The organism is Candidatus Mycobacterium wuenschmannii, assembly GCF_030252325.1.
Taxonomy (GTDB): domain Bacteria; phylum Actinomycetota; class Actinomycetes; order Mycobacteriales; family Mycobacteriaceae; genus Mycobacterium; species Mycobacterium wuenschmannii.
Window position 1 is genome coordinate 2,428,669 of the sequence record NZ_CP126981.1, and the last position, 20,812, is coordinate 2,449,480.

18 protein-coding genes and 1 riboswitch are annotated in these 20,812 nt (G+C 65.7%); of the genes, 7 read left to right on the forward strand and 11 right to left on the reverse strand.

Features of this window, described 5'->3' with window-relative positions; genetic code table 11:
* Positions 1-48 precede the first annotated feature (48 nt).
* Both PT015_RS11435 and metE read left to right on the forward strand, forming a co-directional pair.
* Entirely contained in the window at positions 49-693 is a 645-nt protein-coding gene (locus PT015_RS11435; RefSeq protein WP_285190727.1) for an SDR family oxidoreductase, read from the forward strand.
* A 30-nt stretch (positions 694-723) separates the two neighbouring features.
* A riboswitch (cobalamin riboswitch) is annotated at positions 724-933 on the forward strand.
* A gap of 129 nt (positions 934-1,062) precedes the next feature.
* Positions 1,063-3,336: a 5-methyltetrahydropteroyltriglutamate--homocysteine S-methyltransferase gene (gene metE / locus PT015_RS11440; RefSeq protein ID WP_285190728.1), complete on the forward strand. Its 2,274-nt coding sequence runs from the start codon at positions 1,063-1,065 to the stop codon at positions 3,334-3,336.
* An 82-nt stretch (positions 3,337-3,418) separates the two neighbouring features.
* On the opposite strand, the gene PT015_RS11445 is transcribed toward metE, so the two are convergent.
* Complete coding sequence (locus tag PT015_RS11445; protein WP_285190729.1) at positions 3,419-4,417, reverse strand: hypothetical protein; 999 nt, start codon at positions 4,415-4,417, stop codon at positions 3,419-3,421.
* Between the two features lie 363 nt (positions 4,418-4,780).
* Positions 4,781-6,508: a DUF3556 domain-containing protein gene (locus PT015_RS11450; protein WP_285190730.1), complete on the reverse strand. Its 1,728-nt coding sequence runs from the start codon at positions 6,506-6,508 to the stop codon at positions 4,781-4,783.
* A 115-nt stretch (positions 6,509-6,623) separates the two neighbouring features.
* Between PT015_RS11450 and PT015_RS11455 the strand changes: the two genes are divergently transcribed.
* The gene (locus tag PT015_RS11455) at positions 6,624-7,088 is read left to right on the forward strand and encodes a hypothetical protein (RefSeq protein ID WP_285190731.1); all 465 of its coding nucleotides are present in this window, start codon (positions 6,624-6,626) and stop codon (positions 7,086-7,088) included.
* Positions 7,085-7,471, forward strand: coding sequence for a thiol-disulfide oxidoreductase DCC family protein (locus PT015_RS11460; RefSeq protein WP_285190732.1), 387 nt, complete (start codon positions 7,085-7,087; stop codon positions 7,469-7,471). Before PT015_RS11455 ends, PT015_RS11460 begins: the two co-directional genes overlap by 4 nt.
* Here PT015_RS11460 and PT015_RS11465 read toward each other — a convergent pair.
* The 6 genes from PT015_RS11465 to sigC all read right to left on the reverse strand — a co-directional run bounded on the left by PT015_RS11465 (position 7,468) and on the right by sigC (position 12,551).
* Positions 7,468-8,340: a DUF1295 domain-containing protein gene (locus PT015_RS11465; protein ID WP_390887971.1), complete on the reverse strand. Its 873-nt coding sequence runs from the start codon at positions 8,338-8,340 to the stop codon at positions 7,468-7,470. The genes PT015_RS11460 and PT015_RS11465 overlap by 4 nt on opposite strands.
* Positions 8,341-8,345: 5 nt before the next feature.
* Positions 8,346-8,948, reverse strand: a complete 603-nt coding sequence (locus tag PT015_RS11470) for a TetR family transcriptional regulator (RefSeq protein ID WP_285190734.1) — start codon at positions 8,946-8,948, stop codon at positions 8,346-8,348.
* Positions 8,945-9,718 carry an SDR family NAD(P)-dependent oxidoreductase gene (locus PT015_RS11475; RefSeq protein ID WP_285190735.1) on the reverse strand — a complete coding sequence of 258 codons (774 nt, stop codon included), beginning with the start codon at positions 9,716-9,718 and terminating at the stop codon, positions 8,945-8,947. The genes PT015_RS11470 and PT015_RS11475 overlap by 4 nt, the downstream gene beginning before the upstream one ends.
* Complete coding sequence (locus tag PT015_RS11480; RefSeq protein WP_285190736.1) at positions 9,715-10,791, reverse strand: NAD(P)H-dependent amine dehydrogenase family protein; 1,077 nt, start codon at positions 10,789-10,791, stop codon at positions 9,715-9,717. The genes PT015_RS11475 and PT015_RS11480 overlap by 4 nt, the downstream gene beginning before the upstream one ends.
* A gap of 60 nt (positions 10,792-10,851) precedes the next feature.
* Complete coding sequence (gene gjpA, locus PT015_RS11485; protein ID WP_285190737.1) at positions 10,852-11,847, reverse strand: outer membrane porin GjpA; 996 nt, start codon at positions 11,845-11,847, stop codon at positions 10,852-10,854.
* Between the two features lie 140 nt (positions 11,848-11,987).
* Complete coding sequence (sigC, locus tag PT015_RS11490; RefSeq protein ID WP_285190738.1) at positions 11,988-12,551, reverse strand: RNA polymerase sigma factor SigC; 564 nt, start codon at positions 12,549-12,551, stop codon at positions 11,988-11,990.
* A 99-nt stretch (positions 12,552-12,650) separates the two neighbouring features.
* Here sigC and PT015_RS11495 point away from each other — a divergent pair, with 99 nt between their 5' ends.
* Complete coding sequence (locus PT015_RS11495; protein WP_285190739.1) at positions 12,651-14,969, forward strand: heavy metal translocating P-type ATPase; 2,319 nt, start codon at positions 12,651-12,653, stop codon at positions 14,967-14,969.
* On the opposite strand, the gene PT015_RS11500 is transcribed toward PT015_RS11495, so the two are convergent.
* Positions 14,927-16,900, reverse strand: a complete 1,974-nt coding sequence (locus tag PT015_RS11500; RefSeq protein ID WP_285190740.1) for a cytochrome c oxidase assembly protein — start codon at positions 16,898-16,900, stop codon at positions 14,927-14,929. The two genes, PT015_RS11495 and PT015_RS11500, sit on opposite strands and share 43 nt — an antisense overlap.
* 106 nt (positions 16,901-17,006) lie before the next feature.
* The gene (locus PT015_RS11505; RefSeq protein ID WP_285190741.1) at positions 17,007-17,711 is read right to left on the reverse strand and encodes a zf-HC2 domain-containing protein; all 705 of its coding nucleotides are present in this window, start codon (positions 17,709-17,711) and stop codon (positions 17,007-17,009) included.
* A gap of 151 nt (positions 17,712-17,862) precedes the next feature.
* Between PT015_RS11505 and PT015_RS24685 the strand changes: the two genes are divergently transcribed.
* Positions 17,863-18,225, forward strand: a complete 363-nt coding sequence (locus tag PT015_RS24685; protein ID WP_390887972.1) for a heavy-metal-associated domain-containing protein — start codon at positions 17,863-17,865, stop codon at positions 18,223-18,225.
* Positions 18,226-18,267: 42 nt separating this feature from the next.
* Here the strand turns inward: PT015_RS24685 and PT015_RS11515 are convergent, their stop codons facing one another.
* Positions 18,268-19,077 carry a class I SAM-dependent methyltransferase gene (locus tag PT015_RS11515; RefSeq protein ID WP_285190742.1) on the reverse strand — a complete coding sequence of 270 codons (810 nt, stop codon included), beginning with the start codon at positions 19,075-19,077 and terminating at the stop codon, positions 18,268-18,270.
* 302 nt (positions 19,078-19,379) lie between these two features.
* On the opposite strand from PT015_RS11515, the gene PT015_RS11520 reads away from it, so the two are divergent.
* Positions 19,380-20,774, forward strand: a complete 1,395-nt coding sequence (locus PT015_RS11520; protein WP_390888017.1) for a PPE domain-containing protein — start codon at positions 19,380-19,382, stop codon at positions 20,772-20,774.
* Positions 20,775-20,812: the final 38 nt, after the last annotated feature.

Consider the following 20,812-nt stretch of genomic DNA (forward strand, 5'->3'; position numbering starts at 1 on the left):
TAGTTGGGTCACGGCCGGGGTGCCCTACCAGTGGGTAACGTCGGAGGGATGTTGCGCATAGTCATCGTCGGCGGCCACGGAAAGGTCGCCCTGCATCTGGCCCGCATGCTCGCCGACCGCGGAGATGAGGTGGCGTCGATCATCCGCAATCCCGATCACGGCGACGACATCACCGCCACCGGCGCGCACCCCGTCGTCGCGGATGTCGAGCACCTGGACACCGCCGCGCTTGCCGACGTCGTCAAGGGCTACGACGCCGTGGTGTTCTCCGCCGGTGCCGGTGGCGGCGACCCGGCCCGCACCTACGCCGTCGACCGCGACGCCGCGATCCGGGTGATCGACGCGGCCGGGCAGGCCGGTGTCAAGCGGTTCGTGATGGTCTCGTACTTCGGCGCCGGGCCCGATCACGGTGTGGCCGAGGATAATTCGTTCTTCCCCTACGCCGAGGCCAAGGCGGCAGCCGACGCCCATCTGCGGGCCACCGATCTGGACTGGACGGTGCTCGGCCCCGGCCGGCTGACGCTGGAGCCGTCGACCGGCCGGATTGAGATCGGCGAAGGCAAGGGTGAGGTCTCGCGCGAAGACGTCGCGCTGGTGGCGGCCGCCGTGCTGCACGACCCGTCGACGGTCCGGCAGACCATCGACTTCAACAACGGCGACGTGCCGATACTCGAAGCACTCGCGAGCAGGTAATATCCACCTCGCAGTCGGTCTGCCGGTTCCATCGTTCGCGACGGAGCCGGCATCGAATGAAGCATGTTAGATGTGCTTCATAGAGGGAACCCGGTGTGAGTCCGGGACTGTCCCGCAGCGGTATGCAGGAACGAACGTCGTCAATAGCACTGGTCACCTGACCGGGAAGCGACGGCCAGTAGGAGCACCACCCGGTGCATGCCTGTGAGTCCGAAGACCTGCCGATTGTGCCGGGCGCGCCGCGCCTGGCGGCTCACCGCCTCGTGGAATGGGCGACTGGCCGTACCGGTTGCAGTAGCTGTGTGCGCTGCGCCGGATCGGTTTGCGTCCGTTGGCGGTGACCACCCCGTCGATTGAAGGACGAAACCCGTGACCGCAACACCTTTCACCGCCACCGTGACCGGCTCGCCGCGCATCGGCCCGAAGCGCGAACTCAAACGCGCCACCGAGAGTTACTGGAAGGGCAAAACCAGCCGCGCCGACCTGGAGAAGGTCGCCGCCACGCTGCGACGTGACACCTGGTCCCAGCTGACCGCCGCCGGACTCGACTCGGTGCCGGTGAACACCTTCTCGTATTACGACCAGATGCTGGACACCGCAGTGTTGGTGGGCGCGTTGCCATCTCGCGTCGAGGACGTGGCTGACGATCTGGACCGCTACTTCGCTGCGGCCCGTGGCACGGCGGAGATCGCACCGCTGGAGATGACCAAGTGGTTCGACACCAACTACCACTACATCGTCCCGGAGATCGGGCCCAACACCGAGTTCTCGCTGCACCCCGAGAAGGTGCTGGCCGAGCTCAAAGAGGCTCAGGATCAAGGCATTCCGGCCCGTCCGGTCGTCATCGGCCCGATCACCTTTCTGTTGTTGAGCAAGGCGGTCGACGGCGCGGGCACCCCGATCGACCGGCTTGACGAGCTGGTGCCGCTGTACGGCGACCTGCTTGGTCAGCTCGCCGACAAGGGCGTGGACTGGGTGCAGTTCGACGAACCGGCCCTGGTCACCGACATCTCCGCCGACACCGCGGCGTTCGCCGAGCGGGCCTACGGCACCCTGGGCGCGCTGGACCGGCGGCCGGCGATCCACGTCGCGACCTACTTCGGCAACCCCGGGGACACCCTCGCAGCGCTGGCCCGCACGCCCGTCGAAGCGATCGGCGTCGACCTGGTCTACGGCGCCGATGCTCCGATCGCGTCGGCTCTGGGGCTGCGCGACAAGACGCTGGTGGCCGGCATCGTCGACGGTCGCAACATCTGGCGCACCGACCTGGAAGCCGCGCTGAGCAAGCTGGCCAGCCTGCTGGGATCGGTTGGGGCGGTTGCTGTTTCTACGTCGTGCTCGACGCTGCACGTGCCTTACTCGCTCGAGCCGGAGACCGATCTCGACGATGCACTGCGCAGCTGGCTGGCGTTCGGCGCCGAAAAGGTGCACGAGGTCGCCACGTTGGCGAGGGCACTCAGGGACGGCCGCGAGGCGGTGGCCGACGAGATCGCCGAGTCGAACGCCGCGGTCGCGTCGCGGCAGAAGGACCCGCGGCTGAACAACAGCAAAGTGCGTGAGCGTCTCGACTCGATCGCGAAATCCGGTGGCACCGAACGGGGTCCAGCGGACGAGCGCCGGGAGGCACAGGTCGAGCGGTTGCACCTGCCCCCGTTGCCGACGACGACCATCGGGTCGTTCCCGCAGACCGTCGAGATTCGTAAGGCGCGTGCGGCTTTGGTCGCGGGCGAGATCGATGATGCCGAATACACCGAGCGGATGAAGTCCGAAATCGCCGACGTGATCCGGCTGCAGGAGTCGCTCGGCCTGGACGTGCTGGTGCACGGCGAGCCCGAACGCAACGACATGGTGCAGTACTTCGCCGAGCAACTGGACGGCTTCTTCGCCACCAAGCTCGGCTGGGTGCAGTCCTACGGCAGCCGCTGCGTGCGTCCGCCGGTGCTCTTCGGCGACGTGACCCGTCAGCACCCGATGACGGTGGAGTGGGCCAAGTACGCGCAGTCGCTGACCGACAAGCCGGTGAAGGGCATGCTCACCGGACCGGTGACGATCCTGGCCTGGTCGTTCGTTCGCGACGATCAGCCGCTGGCCGACACCGCCAACCAGGTGGCCCTGGCAATCCGCGACGAGACGGTGGATCTGCAGGAAGCCGGTATCGCGGTGATCCAGGTCGACGAGCCGGCGCTACGAGAGTTGTTGCCGCTGCGCGACTCTGACAAGCAGGCCTACCTGGACTGGGCCGTCGGCGCGTTCCGGCTGGCGACCTCGGGCGTGGCGGACTCGACGCAGATTCACACCCATCTGTGCTACTCGGAGTTCGGCGAGGTGATCGGGGCGATCGCCGACCTGGACGCCGACGTGACCTCGATCGAGGCGGCCCGCTCGCACATGGAGGTGCTCGACGACCTGAACTCGATCGGCTTCTCCAACAGCGTCGGGCCGGGTGTCTACGACATCCACTCGCCGCGGGTGCCGAGCACCGACGAGATCGCCACGTCGCTGCAGGAGGCCCTGAAAGCCGTTCCGGCTGAACGGCTGTGGGTCAATCCGGACTGCGGCCTGAAGACCCGCAACCCCGACGAGGTGAACGCGTCGCTGGCCAACCTGGTCGAGGCGACGAAGCAAGTCCGCGCCAGCGCCTGACATCAGCGTCGAGAGTGAAACTGCTGCGAGGCAATCGCCCGATCCTCGCAGCAGTTTCACGTTCGGCGCCCGGCCTTCTTCGTCAGAAGCCCGACAGCGCGTCCGCGGCCAGGTTGGGTGCGAACTCGGCCAGCAACGCACTCCAGTCGGCGGCCAGCGTGGCGGGCGTCCCGTCGCCGGCCAGCGTCTGGGCGATCTCCTGCGGGAGTTGAACCAGCAACTCGTCGAGAAGCCCTGGGCTGATGCCGGTTTCGAACGTCGAGAGGATCCCGGCGTAGGAAATTCCCAGCGTGTCCGTGGCGTCGTAGCCGTTGAGGAACGCGCCGGTGAGAACCGCCGGGATGTTCAGCAGATCGGTGAATGCCGCGTCGGTCTGCCCCGCGTCGAATGCGTCGACGATCGACTGCGCACTGTCGGCGAAAGCCTGCGTCGTACCCAGCAGCGCCGCCGTCGGAGACAGCAATCCCGTCAGCACCACGTTGGACAGATCGTTGGTCAACACGTTGGCCAGGTTCTGCGCGATCTCGCCGGGAATCTCGGAGATGTTCACCAGCGACGACGCACCGGGAAGCAGGTCGATCAGCAGGCCTTCGGTGAAATTGTTCACCGACACGCTGATGTCCCCGGCGCCGATGCCGGTGATGAGATCTTGGAATTGCGCGGGCAACTGCTCGGTGAACAAGGTGTTCAGGCCGCTGGCCAGATCCGACAGGTTCGAACCGATCGTCTGGCCGAACGCCAGCTGGTTGGCAATCACTTCGGACAGCACCGGCAGCGGATCGGCTTGGATCTCGGTGCCGATTGCCTGAAGGTTCGCGGCTGCCTCGGTGAAGACGCTGGACCATTCGCTCAGCGGGTCGGTCGCGGCCGCCAGGTCGGCGATCGCGTCGACGTTGACCAGTTGCACGTCGCGATGTACCACCGCGGGCCCGACGTTCGTCGCGGCCGGGTTGGTGGCGATGAGTCCGGCTCCGACGACGGCGACGGCACCGGCCAGGCACGCGCGCATCCGGGTGGCTGCACCCGATGAGCGCAATTCGATGTTCCCCCCGTGGTTACCGGTAGTACGTACCAGCTGCACGGCATCTCCTTTGCTAACAATTGACTGTGGCGTAGACCACATGGCGTGGCGGAACATTACCTTTGAGTAAGGTAAGAAACAAGACACACATCCAATAAATATTTGAGTGTCTGAACAGCTTGTTCGCTGGTTCAACTGAGAGTCAGCCAGGTTCGAGGCGCTGAGCAAACAGTCGTTGACTCACTGTGTTGTCAGTTTTCAATCGAATTCCTAATTAGCTGACTATGAGTCTGGCGCGGGGAGAACGCGCCGCTGAAGAGGCACGTTGGTCAGGTTTCGCGATTGCCGGCGAGATCGTCGCAGGCCGCCGTCACACGGCCGGGAACGCCGCCGCGCCACGAACGCAGCAATCGCCGGTAAGTGTCAACTTTCATGGACGTGCACCGGCACGTCGTCGGCCCACGGTTGGCGGGTCACCATGTCCGCGACCCGGACGTAACCGCGCTCGAACTCTCCGGTCGCGGCGTCGACGAGACGATATTGCTGGGTCTGCCGATGGATCGGCTGGGCGTCGAGCATCACCACCCGGACCTCGCCCGGTTCGAAGTGACAGCGCCGCTGTAGCGCGGCAACCAACTGCTCGTTGCTGAAGTGACCGTCGCCGAAATTCCAGCCGATGGCGGTGCTGGTTACGCGTTCGCCGTCGGTCAGCACGTAGTCGTCTTCGTTGTGACCCACCATCACCCGGTGGGCCAACGTGAAGAGTGCCCTGCCGTGAGTGTTGAACGCGCGGAAGGCATATCCCATGTACATCGGAATCTGCGCGGCTTCCTTGCTGCCGTAGAACTTCTCCAACTGGGCGGCGGGCATGCTCGAGATCGCGACGACGCCCGCGGCGATCTTCGCCTCCGCCGACGGCTTGATGCACCACAGCGTGGTGTCCCAGTTGCCGGCGTAGTACCGCATGCCGGGCAGAAAGGACACCTTGCGCGGCAACAGGTTTCCGGTCACGACCGTGCCCGCCACGGCGGCGAACAACAGCAGGGGCAGCGGCGTGGTCAGGTCCTGCAGTCCGACCGAGGCATGGCCGACGAACAGCGCGAGCACGCTGAACATCATGAAGACGTTCCACTCCAACGGAACGCCCATCGGAATCGACGACAGGATGCCGAAGTGGAAGCACAGCATCACGAAGGCGGCGATCGCACCTGCCCAGCCGCCGTGGCTGAAGAACAACACCAACGGCACTAATCCCTCGATTGCCGTGCTGAAATGCGCGAGCCAGCGTGACCGCCAACCTGGTCGCAGGTCATCCGGAAAGTGTTCGAAGAACTGACGTTTGAGCAACTTCGTCCGGAACAAGGGGTTGTTGCTCATCATCGTCGAGATGACAAACGGGAAGTGCTTGTTCAGTTTCGACGTCGCCGCGCCCAGCCAGATCACCAGGCACACCAGCTTGGCGCCCAGGATCATGTCGACGCCGTACCCGGCGAACAGGAACGCGACCGTGAACGACGCGTACACCTCGCCGCGGGCCGCCAGGAAGATCACCTTGTCGCGCAGTCCGAGCACGGCCAGCACACCCAACACGGCCCAGATCTGCCAGGCCGGCAGCACCCCGACCGTCGTCCCGAGGGCGGGCACCGGTCCGGTGCCGTCGGAGAAGACCGCGATGGTCAGCAGCACCAGCAACGCACCGTAGAGCAACGCGTCGAGCGGGGTACGACTATCCCCCTTCGTCAGAGGCACCCGGCCCGGCCACGGTGGCAGCCTGATGGTGCCGGGTCGCAGCCAGTACAGGATCGATCCCATCGGGGGAAAGAAGCGGTTGTTCAGCGGCCCGAATCCGCAGCCGAGGCCGACCACTTCGAAGAGCATCGTGTAGAGCACGGCCTTCTCGAACACGATCGGTTCGGCGTACCAATGCGCGACGTTCGTGAAGCCGTCTATACCGGTCGTGGTCAGCGCCAACAGCCACGCCGCCAGAATGTAGAGCAGGATTTTGACTACGTAGAAGAGGTGCAGCAGCGCCGGGGTGCCGAAGCCTACCTCGGCCCAGTGCCGGGCCATCGGGATGATCTTCTCCGCCCGGGTGCCCTTGCTCCACTCCTCGAAATCGATCTGCGGAGTGTCCTGTTTGAGGAATCCCATGACGGCCAGACTAGAACGTGTTCTAGCCCGGCGGATTGGGTTCGCCCGAACCCCTTGATTACTACCATGCGTAGTAGTAGAACGGAGGGCAAGCACTTCAGGACGGTGATCCGAGATGACAACTCAGCTACCGCACTCCGCCACCGCTGCCGAACGCAATCTTCGTTGGGCGGCAATACTTTTCGGCGTCGGTTGGGGGGTCCACGTCGTCGACCATCTGCGCCGGGGCATGGCGGCGTCGCCGCACGCGATCATGGTCGGCGGAATGATTCAGGGCGTGTTCGTCGTGGTGGCGATCTGGTTGGCCCTCACCGCGCGCGACCGGGCGCCGGAATGGGCGATGGGCGTCGGCTTCGGCAGCGCGCTGCTGTTTACCTACGCACACCTGCTACCCAGCTATTTTCCGGCCTACCAAGACAGCTTCGTGTCCGGGCCGCGCATCAACGTGACCTGGTTCTCCTGGGTCAGCGCGGTCGCTGAGATCGGCACCGGCCTGGTGTTCGCGGTTGCGGGCCTACGGGCACGCCGCCCGTCCGGCGTAGCCTCGGTAGTACCACTGCAGCGGAAGGCGCCGCGATGAGCACTCCAACTGGCACGCTGTTTTTCGACGGAGCATGCGGAATGTGCACGCGCTCCAAGGATTTCCTGATGCGATTCGACCGCACCGGCAAGATCCAGACCGAGCCGTTGCAGGGCGCCGGAGTCGCGCAGCGTCTCGGCGTCGCGCCCGAACACCTGCTGGATGCGGTCCGGTGGATCGATTCCGCCGGCACGGTGTATTCCGGCGCCGAGGCCGTCAACGCCGCATTGTCGACGGCGCTCGGCACCCGAATTCCGTTGGCATTTTACCGAATTCCCGGTATTCGTTCCCTCGAGAATGTCGTCTACCAGTGGGTGGTCGACCACCGCTACAAATTCCCGGGGACCACGCCGCACTGCGAGGCCTACCCCGCCGCCTGTTAAGCGCGACGCGGCGGTCGCGGCACGAACTTCGAGACCCGGTCGATCACGTCCTGGTATTCCGGCCGGCGTTCGAGGCTGCGGGTCTCCATCATCGGGATGCTGCCGCCGAGGAACATGCCCAGCATTCCCAGCGCGCCGAGGCACAGCCACCACGCATCGTGCGGTGAGACGGCCACCCCGAACAGCGCCAGCGAGACCCAGAAGCTGAACTCCCCGAAGTAGTTCGGGTGTCGCGACCATGCCCACAATCCTTGGTCCATCGCCTGCCCCTCGGCCTTGGTGCGAACGAAGCGGTGCATCTGCACGTCGGCGGCCAGCTCGAGCGCCACCGCGGCGAGGCCGACCGCGAACGCCACGTCGGTGAGCCACGCGATGTCGCCGCGCGGCCAGGTCACCGTCGCGTACACCGGCAGCATGCCGGCGAACACCAGCAGCGTCGGGATGAGGTGGATCGTGACCAGGTCGACCACGAACTCCCACGAGCCGGCCTTCTCCCGGAACATCGGGTAGCGCCAATCCTCATGGTGCAGACCGGGAAAGGAGTACAGCCAGTTGGCGGTCAGGCGGATCGCCCAGAGCATCATCACGACCGCGATGAGCCAGCAGCGCAGTTGGTGGATCCCGGACTGGCTCCACCAATAGAACAGCAGCACCGGCGGAATGACGCTCCAATAGGCGTCGTAGAAGCTCGAGTTACCGTACGCCCGGCTGAATCCGAAGATCACCAGCGTCCCCAACAGATCGGCGATCAGCGTGTCCAGCAACAAATTCGCGGTGTGCGCGCCCCACACCAGCCAGGCCGCGCCGACCGCGATCGCGACGACGTACGCCAGCGTGACCAGTACCAGTGACTGCGCCTTGCTTCTCATCCCAGTCATCGAATGTGTCCCTCCCAGTGTGGGCTCTTGACGGCCTCGAGTGCCTCGGTGACGTAGTGGTCGAGCGCGCGCGGCTTCCTCGCCGACTGGCGCACCCAGCGCTGAAACGCGAAATCGGCTGCGGCGAAGGCTAGTTGGACAAGCAGCGCGGGCCGGATGTCCGTGTCGGATCTGGCGCCCATCCGCGCGGCGACCAGCTTGACCACCCGTTCGCGATCGGCGGGCAGGTGCACGGTCAGCTTGTCGAGCAGGTCCGGCGCGACCAGCAGGGCGGCCCGCCACTCCTCGGTGTCGGCCACCCCGAACGACCGGGTCCGGGTGATGATCGCGTTGACCAGCGCGACGTCGGGCGATTCTGCGGCGGGCCGGTCTTCGAGCAGGGCGACGATCGCGGTACCGCCATGCCGGACCGGTGCCAGCAGCAGTTCCTCTTTGGTCGGCACATAGCGGAAGAAGGTGCGCGGCGAAACCCCTGCGGCCGAGGCGATTTCCTCGGTCGTCACGGCGTCGTAGCCGCGCTCGACGAAAAGCCGGAACGCGGCCCGGCGAATGTCGGCGCGGATCTGCGCGCGCTGCCGGTCGCGCAGGGACTCCGTCATCGGAACGAGCCGATCCCGCCGTCGACGTGAATGGTTTGCCCGGTGATGAATGCCGCGTCGCTACTGAGTAGGAACGACACCAACGCACCCGCGTCGTCTTTCACGTCGCCGATGCGTTTCATCGGGACGCGTTTGACGGCCTTGACGTAGTCGTCGGGCGCGAACTCGCGCCAGAACTTGATGCCGTCGGATTCGACGAACGGGCAGACCACGTTCACCCGGATGTTGTCCCGGCCCCATTCCAGCGCAGCGACTTTCGACAGCCCACGGATACCTTCCTTGGCGGTGGCGTAACCGCCCCACTTCGGTTCGCCGCCGGTGCCGGTACCCGAGCCGAGGTTGACGATCGAGCCGCCGCCGGCCGCCACCATCACCGGGTGCACGGCCTGCATCAGCAGGAAGCTGGCCCGTGGTCCGACCTCGTGACCGAGGGCGAAGTCCTCGAGGGTGATGTCGACGAAGGCTTTGGGCTCGTTGGTGGCGATGGCATTGTTGACCAGCCCGTGCACGGTCCCGAACACCTCGACGGCCGCAGCGGCAATGCGTTGTCCCGCTTCGGTGTCGCGCAGGTCGACGTTGATCTGCTCGACGCGCCCGAGGGCCCGCAGCTCCCCGGCAGTGGCGGCCAGCTTGTCGGCTTGGATGTCGGCGATCATCACCGAGGCGCCGCGCTGGAGAAGCGCTGTCGCAATGCCCTTTCCGACGCCTTGCGCTCCGCCCGTGACGATCGCGACGTGGCCGCGCATCGAGTCCGGATGGGTATAGCTCATGAGGCGAGGTGCGAGGCCGGTCGTCCGGCGAACAGCGGCAGGTCCAGGTAGGTCTTGATGCCCGGTCCCGCGGCGCAGACGTCGGGGATGGCGTTGACACAGTGGTTGGCGGTCACCACCACACCAGGATTCTTCACCAGTCCCTCGGCGATGGTCTCCGGCTGGAGCCCCTTGAAGGTGAGCTTCACCGGCGGATCACCGGTGACCTCCACTTCGAAGCGCTCGCCGATGCCACCGAAATCCCAGGCGGGCTCCAGGTTTTCCTCACCCATCAGCCAGTTGACCGCGGCGGTGATCACCGGTTCGCCGTCGACCGTCGCCAGCCAGCGGAACCGGCGCGCGGCGACGCTGCCCTTGGTGATCGGGAACGGCGCGTAGTCGATCTCGGCGGTAGCGACCGCGACGTCCTGGATGGTGCGGATATTGGGATCGATGCGAAAACCCATGTGGTCGGCGATCATTCGCACCGACTGCTTGAAACCGGCCTCGAGCAGGCCGGCCATCGGCCCCTGCATCGCTTCTTCGGGTGTGCCACCGAAGCCCATGATGTGGCGCACCACGTCGGGTGCATTGTAGGTGCGGATGTCCGAGAACTCTTCGGCGCGAACATGAGTGACGGCCGAGGACAGCGACGAGATCATCAGCGGGAAGCGTTCGGTGATGCCGCCGGGGTGGATACCGGACCCGTGTAACGTGACGCCGGCCTCGACCGCGGCGTCGGCGACGGCCTGGTGCCGCTTGTTGGCCGGATCGGGATACACCCACCCGACCGGCGTGACGATGTTCTTGCCGGACCGCAGGATTGCGATCACCTCGTCGTCGCTGGGAATCAGCGGGCTGTACATCACGCAGTCGGCATCGACGGCCAACGCTTCGTCCTTGCTGGACGTCGCGGTGACGCCGACGGATCCGATGCTCAGGATGTCACCGACGTCGCGGCCGTTCTTGTCCGCGCTGTGCACCCAGCAACCCACCAACTCCAGTTGCGGATGGTTCAGCACGCATTCGACGGCGGCCTTACCGACGCCTCCGGTGGCCCACTGGATGACACGCAACTTCGCCGGATTGGTCACCGTTGGCACGGTATGACCGGTTGGCAGTCACTGTCAACAAGCTGGACGACACCTCAACGCTCAGAAAGCCGCCAAGGCCGCGTCGGCCAACGAAGAACCTGCTGCCGCACCCGAGGCTCCGAGCGCATCGGCGATCATCTGAGCGAGGTCCGCCAGGGCACCGATCGGGCCGATCGCTTCACCCGGAGCGTCGTACGGCATGCCCATTCCCTGCATGATGAGGTCGAGACCGAGCGAATTGAACAGCGAGCCACCGACATTGCCGGCCTCGGTGACCCCGGGAGTGAACAAGCCGCCGAAGGCGAACTCGATACCGGTGACCTCGTTGCCGGCCGGCACCTGCAAGAGTTCGGTCAACGCCGGTGCAAGCGAGTCGAGATTGAGGGTTGCGCCGTTGAAGAAGGCGTCGAACACATTGGCAGGCAGATCCAACATGCCCTGCGTTGCGCCGGTGAGGTCGCTGGTCCCCAGGTCGGTCCCAATGGCTTCGAGGCTGTTGAGCAACGCCACTCCGGGGCTGACGATCGGTCCGATGATCCCGATCATCACACCGCTCATCGGCGACGACAACATTGTCAGGATGTCGGCGGCCGGCTGAATTTCAGGAATCTGCACCGGAGCGCCCATGTAGTCGCCCATGTCCATACCCGAGATGTATTGCAGGGCCCACAAGTGGTTGAAATCGAGCGTTTGGGCGGCGAGGTCGCTACCGGCAGGGGTCGCGACATCTACGTCGGCGAATGTGGCCGCGTTGAAGGCGTTTTCGAGGCTCGCACCTATCGAGGAAATATCGCCGAGCTGGCCGAATGTGGCGCCGAGGCTCTGGTAGAGGGCGCTGGTTGAATCGGACAGGGAGTCGAACACCTGGGTGGCATTGGTCGACGCGCTGTCGAAGGCGTCGAGCCAGGCTCCGCTTGGATCGATGGAATCGACCAGCTTGATGGACGGCACGTGCACGCTGGTGGGCGGCTGCGCCGCCATCGGCACGGCAGCGATGATGCCCGCCCCGAGCAGTGCGGTTCCGATAGTGACAGGGGTGCGGACGCCTGCGTGCAAGGCGGTCTCCTTCTGGGCTACGTGACAGTCTCGATGCAGTAGTCGCACGCGAACCCTGAGAAGTTCCCGTCATTAGATTAAAGTTCCGGCGTTCCGGATACGGAGCATCGACGAGCGAGAGCGCCCGACCAGGACCTGCGTCAGGCCTGTGATTCCGCGGAGCCGCCTTCGTTTGCCTCGCGCAACAGATCGTCGCGGGCGCGGGCGACGCGGGAGCGAATCGTCCCGATCGGGCAGCCGCAGACGGCGGCCGCTTCGGCGTACGACATTCCCATGACTTGGGTGAGGATCAGCGCCTCACGACGCTCGGGCTCCAGCGCGTCGAGCAGCATGCGTATCTCGACGATGTTCTCGATTCGGCTGCCCCGGCGGCTGTGATGGGTTTCGGTCAAGTCGGCCAACTGGGTGGTCCGCGGTCGGCTGGACTTGTAGCGGATCTGATCGACGACAACCCGGCGGGCGATCGACAGCAGCCAGGTCCGCGCGCTCGATCGTCCGGTAAACCGTGGCAGGGCACCGATGGCACGGAGGAACGTCTCCTGCGTCAGGTCGTCCGCGCTGCCCGGATCGACCAGGTGCGCCACCAGGCGCCAGACATCGCGCTGGGTGGCTTCGATGAACTGGGACAGCGCTGCGCGGTCGCCTTTCCCGGCAAGTTTGGCGAGACGAGTAATTTGGTCATCGAGATCGTCGTCGTCGCTCACCACGGGCATCAGACTAAGCCATGGCTCCGGGGAACTTCCGGATAGGTTGAAACGACTTTCCGTGCGACAGGTACAGATTCAGAAAGAGGCAACGCAGCAATGTCGATCGCGTCCGCGCCACCCGGCCAGGACCTTGTGGACGTCCAGCGCGTCGAGCTCACGGTGTCTGGAATGTCTTGTGCCGCATGCTCTGCCCGGGTCGAATCCGAACTGAACAAGTTGGCGGGCGTGCGCGCCTCGGTCAATTTCGCCACCCGGGTGGCAACCATCGAGGCCGACGCGGACGTCACACCGTCGGAGCTTTGCAACGCGGTCCAACGGGCGGGCTACGCCGCGGAACCACGCACCGTCCGCGCCGGGGACGTCAAGGACCCGGACGCAGACCATGCTCGTTATCTGCTGATCCGACTCGCGGTAGCGGCGGTGCTGTTTGTTCCGGTCGCGGACCTCTCGGGGATGTTCGCGATCGTGCCCAGCACGCGCTTTCCCGGATGGGCATGGGTGCTGTCCGCACTGGCCCTTCCCATCGTCATGTGGGCGGCGTGGCCCTTCCATCGGGTTGCGCTGCGCAACGCGCGTCACCGCGTCGCCTCGATGGAGACCTTGATCTCGGTCGGAATTGCGGCCGCGACGACCTGGTCGCTGTACACGATGTTCGGCGATCACGGGTCGGTCGAGCACCGGGGTGTCTGGCAGGCCCTGATGGGCAGCGATGCCATCTACTTCGAGGTCGCTGCGGGCGTCACGGTGTTCGTTTTGGCAGGTCGCTATTTCGAGGCCCGGGCCAAGTCCAAGGCCGGCGGGGCATTACGGGCGCTGGCCGCGCTGAGCGCCAAAGACGTCGCGGTCCTGCAGCCAGACGGGTCGGAATTGATCATTGCGGCCGACGAGCTCAGTGAGCAGCAGACCTTCGTGGTCCGCCCGGGACAGACCATCGCGGCTGATGGTCTGGTCGTCGACGGGTCGGCCGCGGTGGACATGAGCGCCATGACCGGTGAGGCCACGCCGACGCACGTCGAGCCCGGCGCGAAGGTGATCGGCGGCACGGTGGTGTTAGACGGCCGTCTGATCGTGGAAGCCGCATCGGTCGGTGCCGACACCCAGTTCGCCGGCATGGTCCGGCTCGTCGAGCAAGCGCAGAGTGAGAAGGCGGACGCTCAGCGAATCGCCGACCGCATCTCGTCGGTCTTCGTTCCCAGTGTTTTCGCGGTAGCGGCGATGACAGGGATCGGGTGGCTGGTGGTCGGCGGCGACCTCGCCAAAGCATTCTCGGCCGCCCTTGCCGTCCTCGTCATAGCGTGCCCATGTGCGCTGGGGCTGGCGACGCCGACCGCGATGCTGGTGGCCGCCGGACGCGGTGCCCAGCTGGGCATTTTCGTCAAGGGCCATAGCGCGTTGGAAGCAACCCGGGCCGTCGACACCGTGGTGTTCGACAAAACGGGCACCCTCACCGAGGGGCAACTCTCGGTGAGCGCGGTGACGGCGGCCGACGACTGGCAGACGCAGGAGGTCCTGCAACTCGCGGCCGCGGTGGAGGCAGCGTCCGAACATGCGATCGGGCTGGCGATTTCGGCCGCCGTGCCCGCCCCCCAGCATGTCGTCGACTTCCGCGCGGTGCCCGGCCGAGGAGTGAGTGGTGTGGTCGGAGATCGGGCAGTACGAGTCGGGAATTCGTCGTGGATCGACGGCGCCTCGGGCTCGGCGGACCTGCTGAGGGCACGGTACGACGCCGAGTCGCGCGGCGAGACCGCGGTCCTTGTCGAGGTCGACGGCGAACTCTGCGGAGTGATCGCGGTCGCCGACGCCATCAAAGCCTCCGCCGCCGAGGCCGTTGCGACACTGCACGACAGGGGTTTTCGAACCGTTCTACTGACCGGCGACAATCCGGCGTCGGCGGCCGCCGTGGGCGCCCAAGTTGGGATCGACGAGGTGATTGCCGACGTCCTGCCCGAAGGCAAGGTCGATGTCATCGAGCAACTGCGCGATCGTGGCCGAACCGTGGCGATGGTGGGCGACGGCATCAATGACGGACCCGCGCTGGCATGCGCCGATCTCGGAATGGCGATCGGGCGCGGTACCGACGTCGCCATCGGCGCCGCGGACGTCATTCTGGTGCGCGACAACCTCACTGTCGTGCCGTTGGCGCTCGACCTTGCCGCCGCCACGATGCGGACCATCAAAGTGAACATGGCCTGGGCGTTCGGCTACAACATCGCCGCCATACCTATTGCGGCCGCCGGGCTGCTCAACCCGCTGGTGGCCGGAGCGGCGATGGCGTTCTCGTCGTTCTTCGTGGTGTCAAACAGCCTGCGACTCAGGAACTTTGGCGGCCGAGGCGCAGAGGTCTCGCGCGGGGCCGGCATTGACGGAATCGATCAACGTCGATTGCGTGACAGCTCCCGCAGCATCGCGTTGTAGGCGTCGAGTTCGTCATCCGCATAGTCGGAGTCGGCGTGCCGATCCGATCGTGTCGCGGCTCTGCGGTCGGCACGCGCCCACTGCGCAACGAGTGCTATCACCACCAGGATCACCGGCAATTCGCTCGACCCCCAGGCGATTGCTCCACCGAGGTGCTGGTCCGCCGACAGGCTGGACAACCATGGCAGATCGACGTTGCGGTAGAACCGATCTCCGATTGTCGACGTCATCGTCATGACCGCGATGCCGAAAAAAGCGTGAAACGGCATGACGGCGAACAGCAATCCAAGGCGGGCCAGGAAGGGCAGTCTCCTCGGCCCGGGGTCGATACCGATGATGCCCCAGAAGAACAAGTGTCCGACGAGTAGGAAGTGGAAGCTCATCAACTCGTGGCCCCAGTGATACCGGACCAGCGTGTCGAACAGCGGAGTGAAGTACACCGCGTAGAGCGAGCCGACGAAGAGGACGAAAGCGCTGACGGGGTGGGACAAGAACCGGTTCAGGTCGGAATGCAGCATCCAGAGCAGCCACTCCCGCGGGCCGGGAGGCGCACCCGTGCCGGCCGGTCTGAGCGAACGCAGAGCAAGGCTAACCGGACCACCGAGCACGAGCAGCACGGGGATGAACATGTTCAGCACCATGTGCTCGGCCATGTGAACGCTGAACATCGCTGACCCGTAAGCCTTTACGCCCGAACTGCTGGCCACCAGCAGGCACAAGCAGCCGGCCAGCCATGCAACGAGCGCCCCGTTCGACCAACGGTCGCCGCGCCTACGCAGCCGGATGACACCGGCGATGTAGACGACCGCGAGCAGGAGCGCGCCGGCGCCGATCAGGGTGTCGAATCGCCAGGTGCACAGCAACGTCGAGACAGTGGGCGGCCGCGGCAACGCGTAGCCGAGGAAGACGTCCCAGGTTGTGAATCGGTGAGAGAGCAGGTGTGGAGCGGTCTGCGTCGCCATCGACGTCGTCAGAGCCACAACCGCGATCATCGCCACGGCCTGCGCCGAGTTGCCGAACCCGACCGGCGCCCGACGTCGCGCGGACACCAGCGCCGCAACATCGTTGACCCAGATCGCCGTCAAGACCGTCACGACCGCGACGGCCGCCCGCCCGTAGCCGGTATCCACCAGGTCCCGCGCGGTCGTCAGCGTCGACATCAGCAGGCCGCCATAGATCAGAGCCGCTGTCTCGCAGACCATTTCGATACGAGCGAGGTGAGGCGCGAAGCCGTGGACGGTCGGGTTCGTCGCTGCCATGATCTTCAGACCCGTCAGCGCCGCGAGCGCGGCGGCAAAGACGATCATCGCGCTTGTCGAGTAATCGTGATCCGGCCCCTGGCCCGCATTGCCGCTCACCGGGACCGCAACAACGCCGATGAATCCGGGGAGCAGCAACGCACATTGCGTCACCCACTGCAACGAGAGGCGAACGATGGCCGCTACCACCGCGGCGGCCACCGTCACCACGATCCACGCGCGGGATAGTTCAGAGACGCGGATGGCGTCAGCCAGTACTGGGCTGCCAAGCAGGCGAGTCACCGCCGCGCCGGCGTTGTCGGCGGCCTGCACGATGACCATCGCCGCCGAGATGAGAACCCACACAACAGACGACCGCTCGACCGCGACATGGGCCCGGTATGCGCGCGCATCGATGACGCCGCGCCCGTCCGGGGACGCCACGACGATGCCGTAGAGCAGTCCGCCAACGGTCACCCCGCCCGCCAATGCCGCCGAGAAAAGCCCGAGCCGCTCGGCCACCGCGGTCACGATCCCGGGGTACGAATCGCCGACAGCCAAATATGTGCGAGCACTCGCGCAGACCGCGTAACCGATCAGGCCTGCGGCCGCCAGCGCGTAGCCGGTGGCCAGCCAGGCCGGCGACCCGCGTCGAGCCGGAGGCTCAGGCGTAGATGACTGGCTCGACGGCATTGTGCCGCGACCTTTCGCAGAGGCGATGGGACCCGCCGAGTCTACGACGACTCGTCGTAGATGGGCTCGATCGCACGCCGCCCTCGCTCGATTGCACGGTCCGCGCTCACGCGGCAGACCCGTCGGTGGGCCGCAAGTGTCCACGGCGCCGACCTCGAGATGCGTTCTCGGGCAGAACAATATCCGGTTCAGCCGCTACAGACTCGGGAGTCGGCCCGGAGTCCGACTCGCCCCGCCAGACCATCAGCGCGAAGATCGCCCCTACTACTACCGGCAGGTGCGTGATCATCCGGACGACCGTGACCGCTCCCGACAGCGCGTCCACGGTGATGTAAGCCGTGAGCGCGCCCGCGAACACAACAAGAACTCCCGCGAGACCCGCGGCGGCGCGTGGGCGTAACGCGGCGCCGACCATCACCACGCCTATCGCCAGGGACCACGATGTCGATTCGTTGAGCAGATGGTGATGACCATTCAGCGGATGACTGTGCGAAAGCCCGACGTCGACACCCAGACCCTGCACGATCGCGAGCACGACCTGCGCACCCCCGGCCAACAGCAAGACCCACCGCTGCCAGCTCATCGACAAACGCGGTTGCGACTGGGCTGTGCCGATCGGCCCCAGCGAAGCGATCACCGCCCTCGACTGCACCAGCTTGCGCAATGCCGTCGCCTGCTCTGATACCTGGGAGAACCAGGCTCGGCAATCAACACATCCGTCGAGATGTTCGTCGACTCGTGCGGTTGGCACCGGCTCTCGCTCGCCGTCGAGCCGCGCAGACAGAGCTTCGCGGGCGACATCGCAGTCCATACTCCTATAGTCGCCTACCGGCGGCGAAATGTTCCCCCGTGTGCGTCACACCGGCGAACAATCCGGGCCGGTGCTGGAACTCGCGGCCGTTCGTGAACGACTATTTGATTACGTGGGCGCGCTGGGCTGCCCCGACCAGCAAGGATGTTGTGTGACGGATGTGGCGACGCCGGAGAACGGTGCGGCGAAGGTTCGGCGAATCGAACTCGATATCGAGGGAATGTCGTGCGGGGCGTGCGCGAGGCGGGTCGAGAATGCGCTGAACAAGATGCCCGGCGTGCGCGCCTCGGTCAAGTTCTCGACGAAGGTCGCGTCCATCGACGTCGACGGTGACATCTCGGCGTCGGCACTGCGCGAGGTCGTCGAGCAAGCCGGGTATGCCGCCGAGGTCCGAGCGGAATCCGCTTCCAGCGGAACGATCCTCGACGTCCCGGATCAGCACGGCCCGCTCGCGGGCGCTCCTGCCGCCGTGCGGACCCTACTGCGCCGGATCAGTTTCGGACATCTGGCCTAACCGCTGCGCGAAAGGCCTTACCGGCACGCCTGCGTCGAGCGATCAGCGGAAGTCGACGACTGTCGTCGGCGCACGAAGCCCGCTGAATTGCGGCAACCCGTACATCACCCGGGTGGCGAGCCGGAGCAGTCTGCCCCGTGCAGGAGGCGCCGGCAACTCCTGAACCGATTGGACGCCATCGAGTTGGCGCAATTCGTCGTACTGCTTGGCGGTGAACCAGAACGGCATCGGCGGTGCCGTGTAGTGCTTGCTCAGCTTCACACCGCGGCGCTGTGAATACCGACTCAAATATCTTGGCACGCTGTCGAACACCAGGCGGCCGCCAGGAAAGCGCTTGGCGCACAAGGCGATGAGGCCGAACACCTCGTCACGATCCAGATACTGGAACAAACCCTCGGCCGTGATCAACACGCCGTCGGCATCGTCGACGACGTCCATCCAAGACGGGTCCAGCGCGGACTGAGCGCTGGCACGAAGCCGGCTCGAGGTGGGGAGAAGACGCTCGCGCAGACGAATGACCGGCGCCAAATCGATTGACAGCCAGTTGAGTTCGCCGTTATCGAGGCGCCAGAAGCTGGTCTGCAGACCTTCGGCGAGCGCGACGACTGTGGTACGCGGGTGCGCGTCGAGGTACTCGCGTGACGCGATATCAAATCCGACGGCCCGCCACGCCGTTGCCTGGTGCGTGCGACCGAAGTGGTGGTAGTCGTAATCGACGCTGTCACGGAGAACGACCGCCATCGGATCGTCGAGAATCCCATCGGGCCTGGCGGCCTCGGTGGCTCGCTGGTGCAGCGTGAGGAGCGCGGTTTCGGATACGCCGTCGAGATGGCGGGCGTCGACAGCCGACATGGCGCCGACTGTACTAGCACGCGCCGGGATACACGAGATCGCAGTATTCGCAAGATGACTCACGCTGCCGTCGCACGGCGCGGCGGCGCCAACCGCGCGCCGATGCCGTGCATCACTTCACGGCGGCTTTCCGCAGGTCAGTCCAGTTTTACGGGTGTGAAGTCCAACATCTTAGAAATTGCCCGCATCTGCGGTGGAACTTTTTGCCGGCTTCGCCCGACTACTCCGCTAGCGCCCCCGTGCCATCGGGCGACGCGCTCAGCCCGGGAAGGGGGTGTGGCTGTGTGACGGCTCCGGTATGGATGGCTGCGCCTCCCGAGGTGCACTCCGCACTCTTGAGTGCCGGCCAGGGACCCGGCTCCCTGATCGCCGCCGCAGCGCAGTGGCGCGAACTGAGTGGCCAGTACGGCATCGCCGCCGATGACCTGAGCCGGCTGCTGGCCGAGGTCGAATCAGGAAGCTGGCAAGGGCCCACCGCGACGGAATATGTTGCCGCTCACGGCCCGTATCTCGCTTGGCTCGAGCAGGCGGCAGCAGACAGCTCGGTCACCGCCGCGCAGCACGAGACGGCGGCCGCCGCCTACACCAGCGCCCTGGCTGCCATGCCGACGCTCATCGAACTCTCGGCGAACCACGTCACTCACGGAGTTCTGCTGGCCACCAACTTCTTTGGCGTCAACACTATCCCCATCGCCCTCAACGAAGCCGACTACGTGCGGATGTGGGTGCAGGCCGCCAACACGATGACGACCTATCAGGCCGTCTCTGCCGCGGCCACTGCGGCGACGCCGGCGACTCAACCGGCTCCCCCGATCCTCAAGGCCGACTCTCAACAGAACGCCCAGCCGGCCGCTTCGAGTTCGGATGACCCATCTCAAGACATCCTCGACTTCATCGACGATCCCTACACCTACATCTACGAATTCTTGCAGCGGCTCGGGCTCGGCCCCGTCGAGACCGCCGTGTTGGCGGTCATCGCGTTGTTCCTGTACGACGTGCTGTTCTACCCGTACTACGCCTCCTACGCACTTCTGTTGCTGCCGTTCTTCGCCCCGGCGCTGAGCGCTTTGAGCGCACTCGTCCTGCTCTATCCCTGGCTCGAGGATGGATTCTTCGACCTGGACCCGGCGCCGGCTGCGACAAGCCATGAGCAGCAATCCACATCGGATATCGCCGGCGCAGCCGCCCCGGCGGCATCCAGCGCTTCGAGCGGTACCGCACAAGCCACCAATGCGCCGGCCGGCGCGGCGACCTCCACACCCGCCGGCGCTGCGCCGTCAGCGGCGGTCCTCTATGCCGTACCCGGCTTGACACCACCGGACGGGGGCGTCAGTCCGCGGACGGGCGCGACATCCAGCGTCGGAGTAGCCGACAGCCCGCGCCGGGCCGCGGCGGCGTCAGTCCCGGCTGTCAGTTTGATCCACCGGAGAAGGCGCAAGAAAATGACAGCGGGCCAGCATGGTCACCGCGACGAATTCCTGGACGCCAACGCGACCATCGACCAATCCGACACTCCCACCGGCGATTCCGAAGCTCGCTCGACTCAGGCAAGCGAGCAGGGCTCAGGTTCGCTCGGCTTCACCGGCACCACCGATGCGCATCGGGTCCGAGCGTCGGGATTTTCCCGACTCGCTGAGGACGCGGGCACCCGGATGCCGCTCCTTCCGAACACCTGGGCGAACGGGGGGTCCAGATAAAAGCCGTGTCACGAATTGGCGAGCCAGAACAAACGATT

What these genes read in the sequence shown, in the direction of transcription:
- PT015_RS11465 (WP_390887971.1), bottom strand. Translation starts at nt 8,340, where the DNA reads ATGAGAAGCAAGGCGCAGTCACTGGTACTGGTCACGCTGGCGTACGTC.
- PT015_RS11455 (WP_285190731.1), top strand. Translation starts at nt 6,624, where the DNA reads ATGACAACTCAGCTACCGCACTCCGCCACCGCTGCCGAACGCAATCTT.
- PT015_RS11505 (WP_285190741.1), bottom strand. Translation starts at nt 17,711, where the DNA reads ATGGACTGCGATGTCGCCCGCGAAGCTCTGTCTGCGCGGCTCGACGGC.
- PT015_RS11460 (WP_285190732.1), top strand. Translation starts at nt 7,085, where the DNA reads ATGAGCACTCCAACTGGCACGCTGTTTTTCGACGGAGCATGCGGAATG.
- PT015_RS11500 (WP_285190740.1), bottom strand. Translation starts at nt 16,900, where the DNA reads ATGCCGTCGAGCCAGTCATCTACGCCTGAGCCTCCGGCTCGACGCGGG.
- PT015_RS11435 (WP_285190727.1), top strand. Translation starts at nt 49, where the DNA reads ATGTTGCGCATAGTCATCGTCGGCGGCCACGGAAAGGTCGCCCTGCAT.
- PT015_RS11520 (WP_390888017.1), top strand. Translation starts at nt 19,380, where the DNA reads ATGGCTGCGCCTCCCGAGGTGCACTCCGCACTCTTGAGTGCCGGCCAG.
- PT015_RS11495 (WP_285190739.1), top strand. Translation starts at nt 12,651, where the DNA reads ATGTCGATCGCGTCCGCGCCACCCGGCCAGGACCTTGTGGACGTCCAG.
- PT015_RS11515 (WP_285190742.1), bottom strand. Translation starts at nt 19,077, where the DNA reads ATGTCGGCTGTCGACGCCCGCCATCTCGACGGCGTATCCGAAACCGCG.
- PT015_RS11450 (WP_285190730.1), bottom strand. Translation starts at nt 6,508, where the DNA reads ATGGGATTCCTCAAACAGGACACTCCGCAGATCGATTTCGAGGAGTGG.
- PT015_RS11475 (WP_285190735.1), bottom strand. Translation starts at nt 9,718, where the DNA reads ATGAGCTATACCCATCCGGACTCGATGCGCGGCCACGTCGCGATCGTC.
- PT015_RS11470 (WP_285190734.1), bottom strand. Translation starts at nt 8,948, where the DNA reads ATGACGGAGTCCCTGCGCGACCGGCAGCGCGCGCAGATCCGCGCCGAC.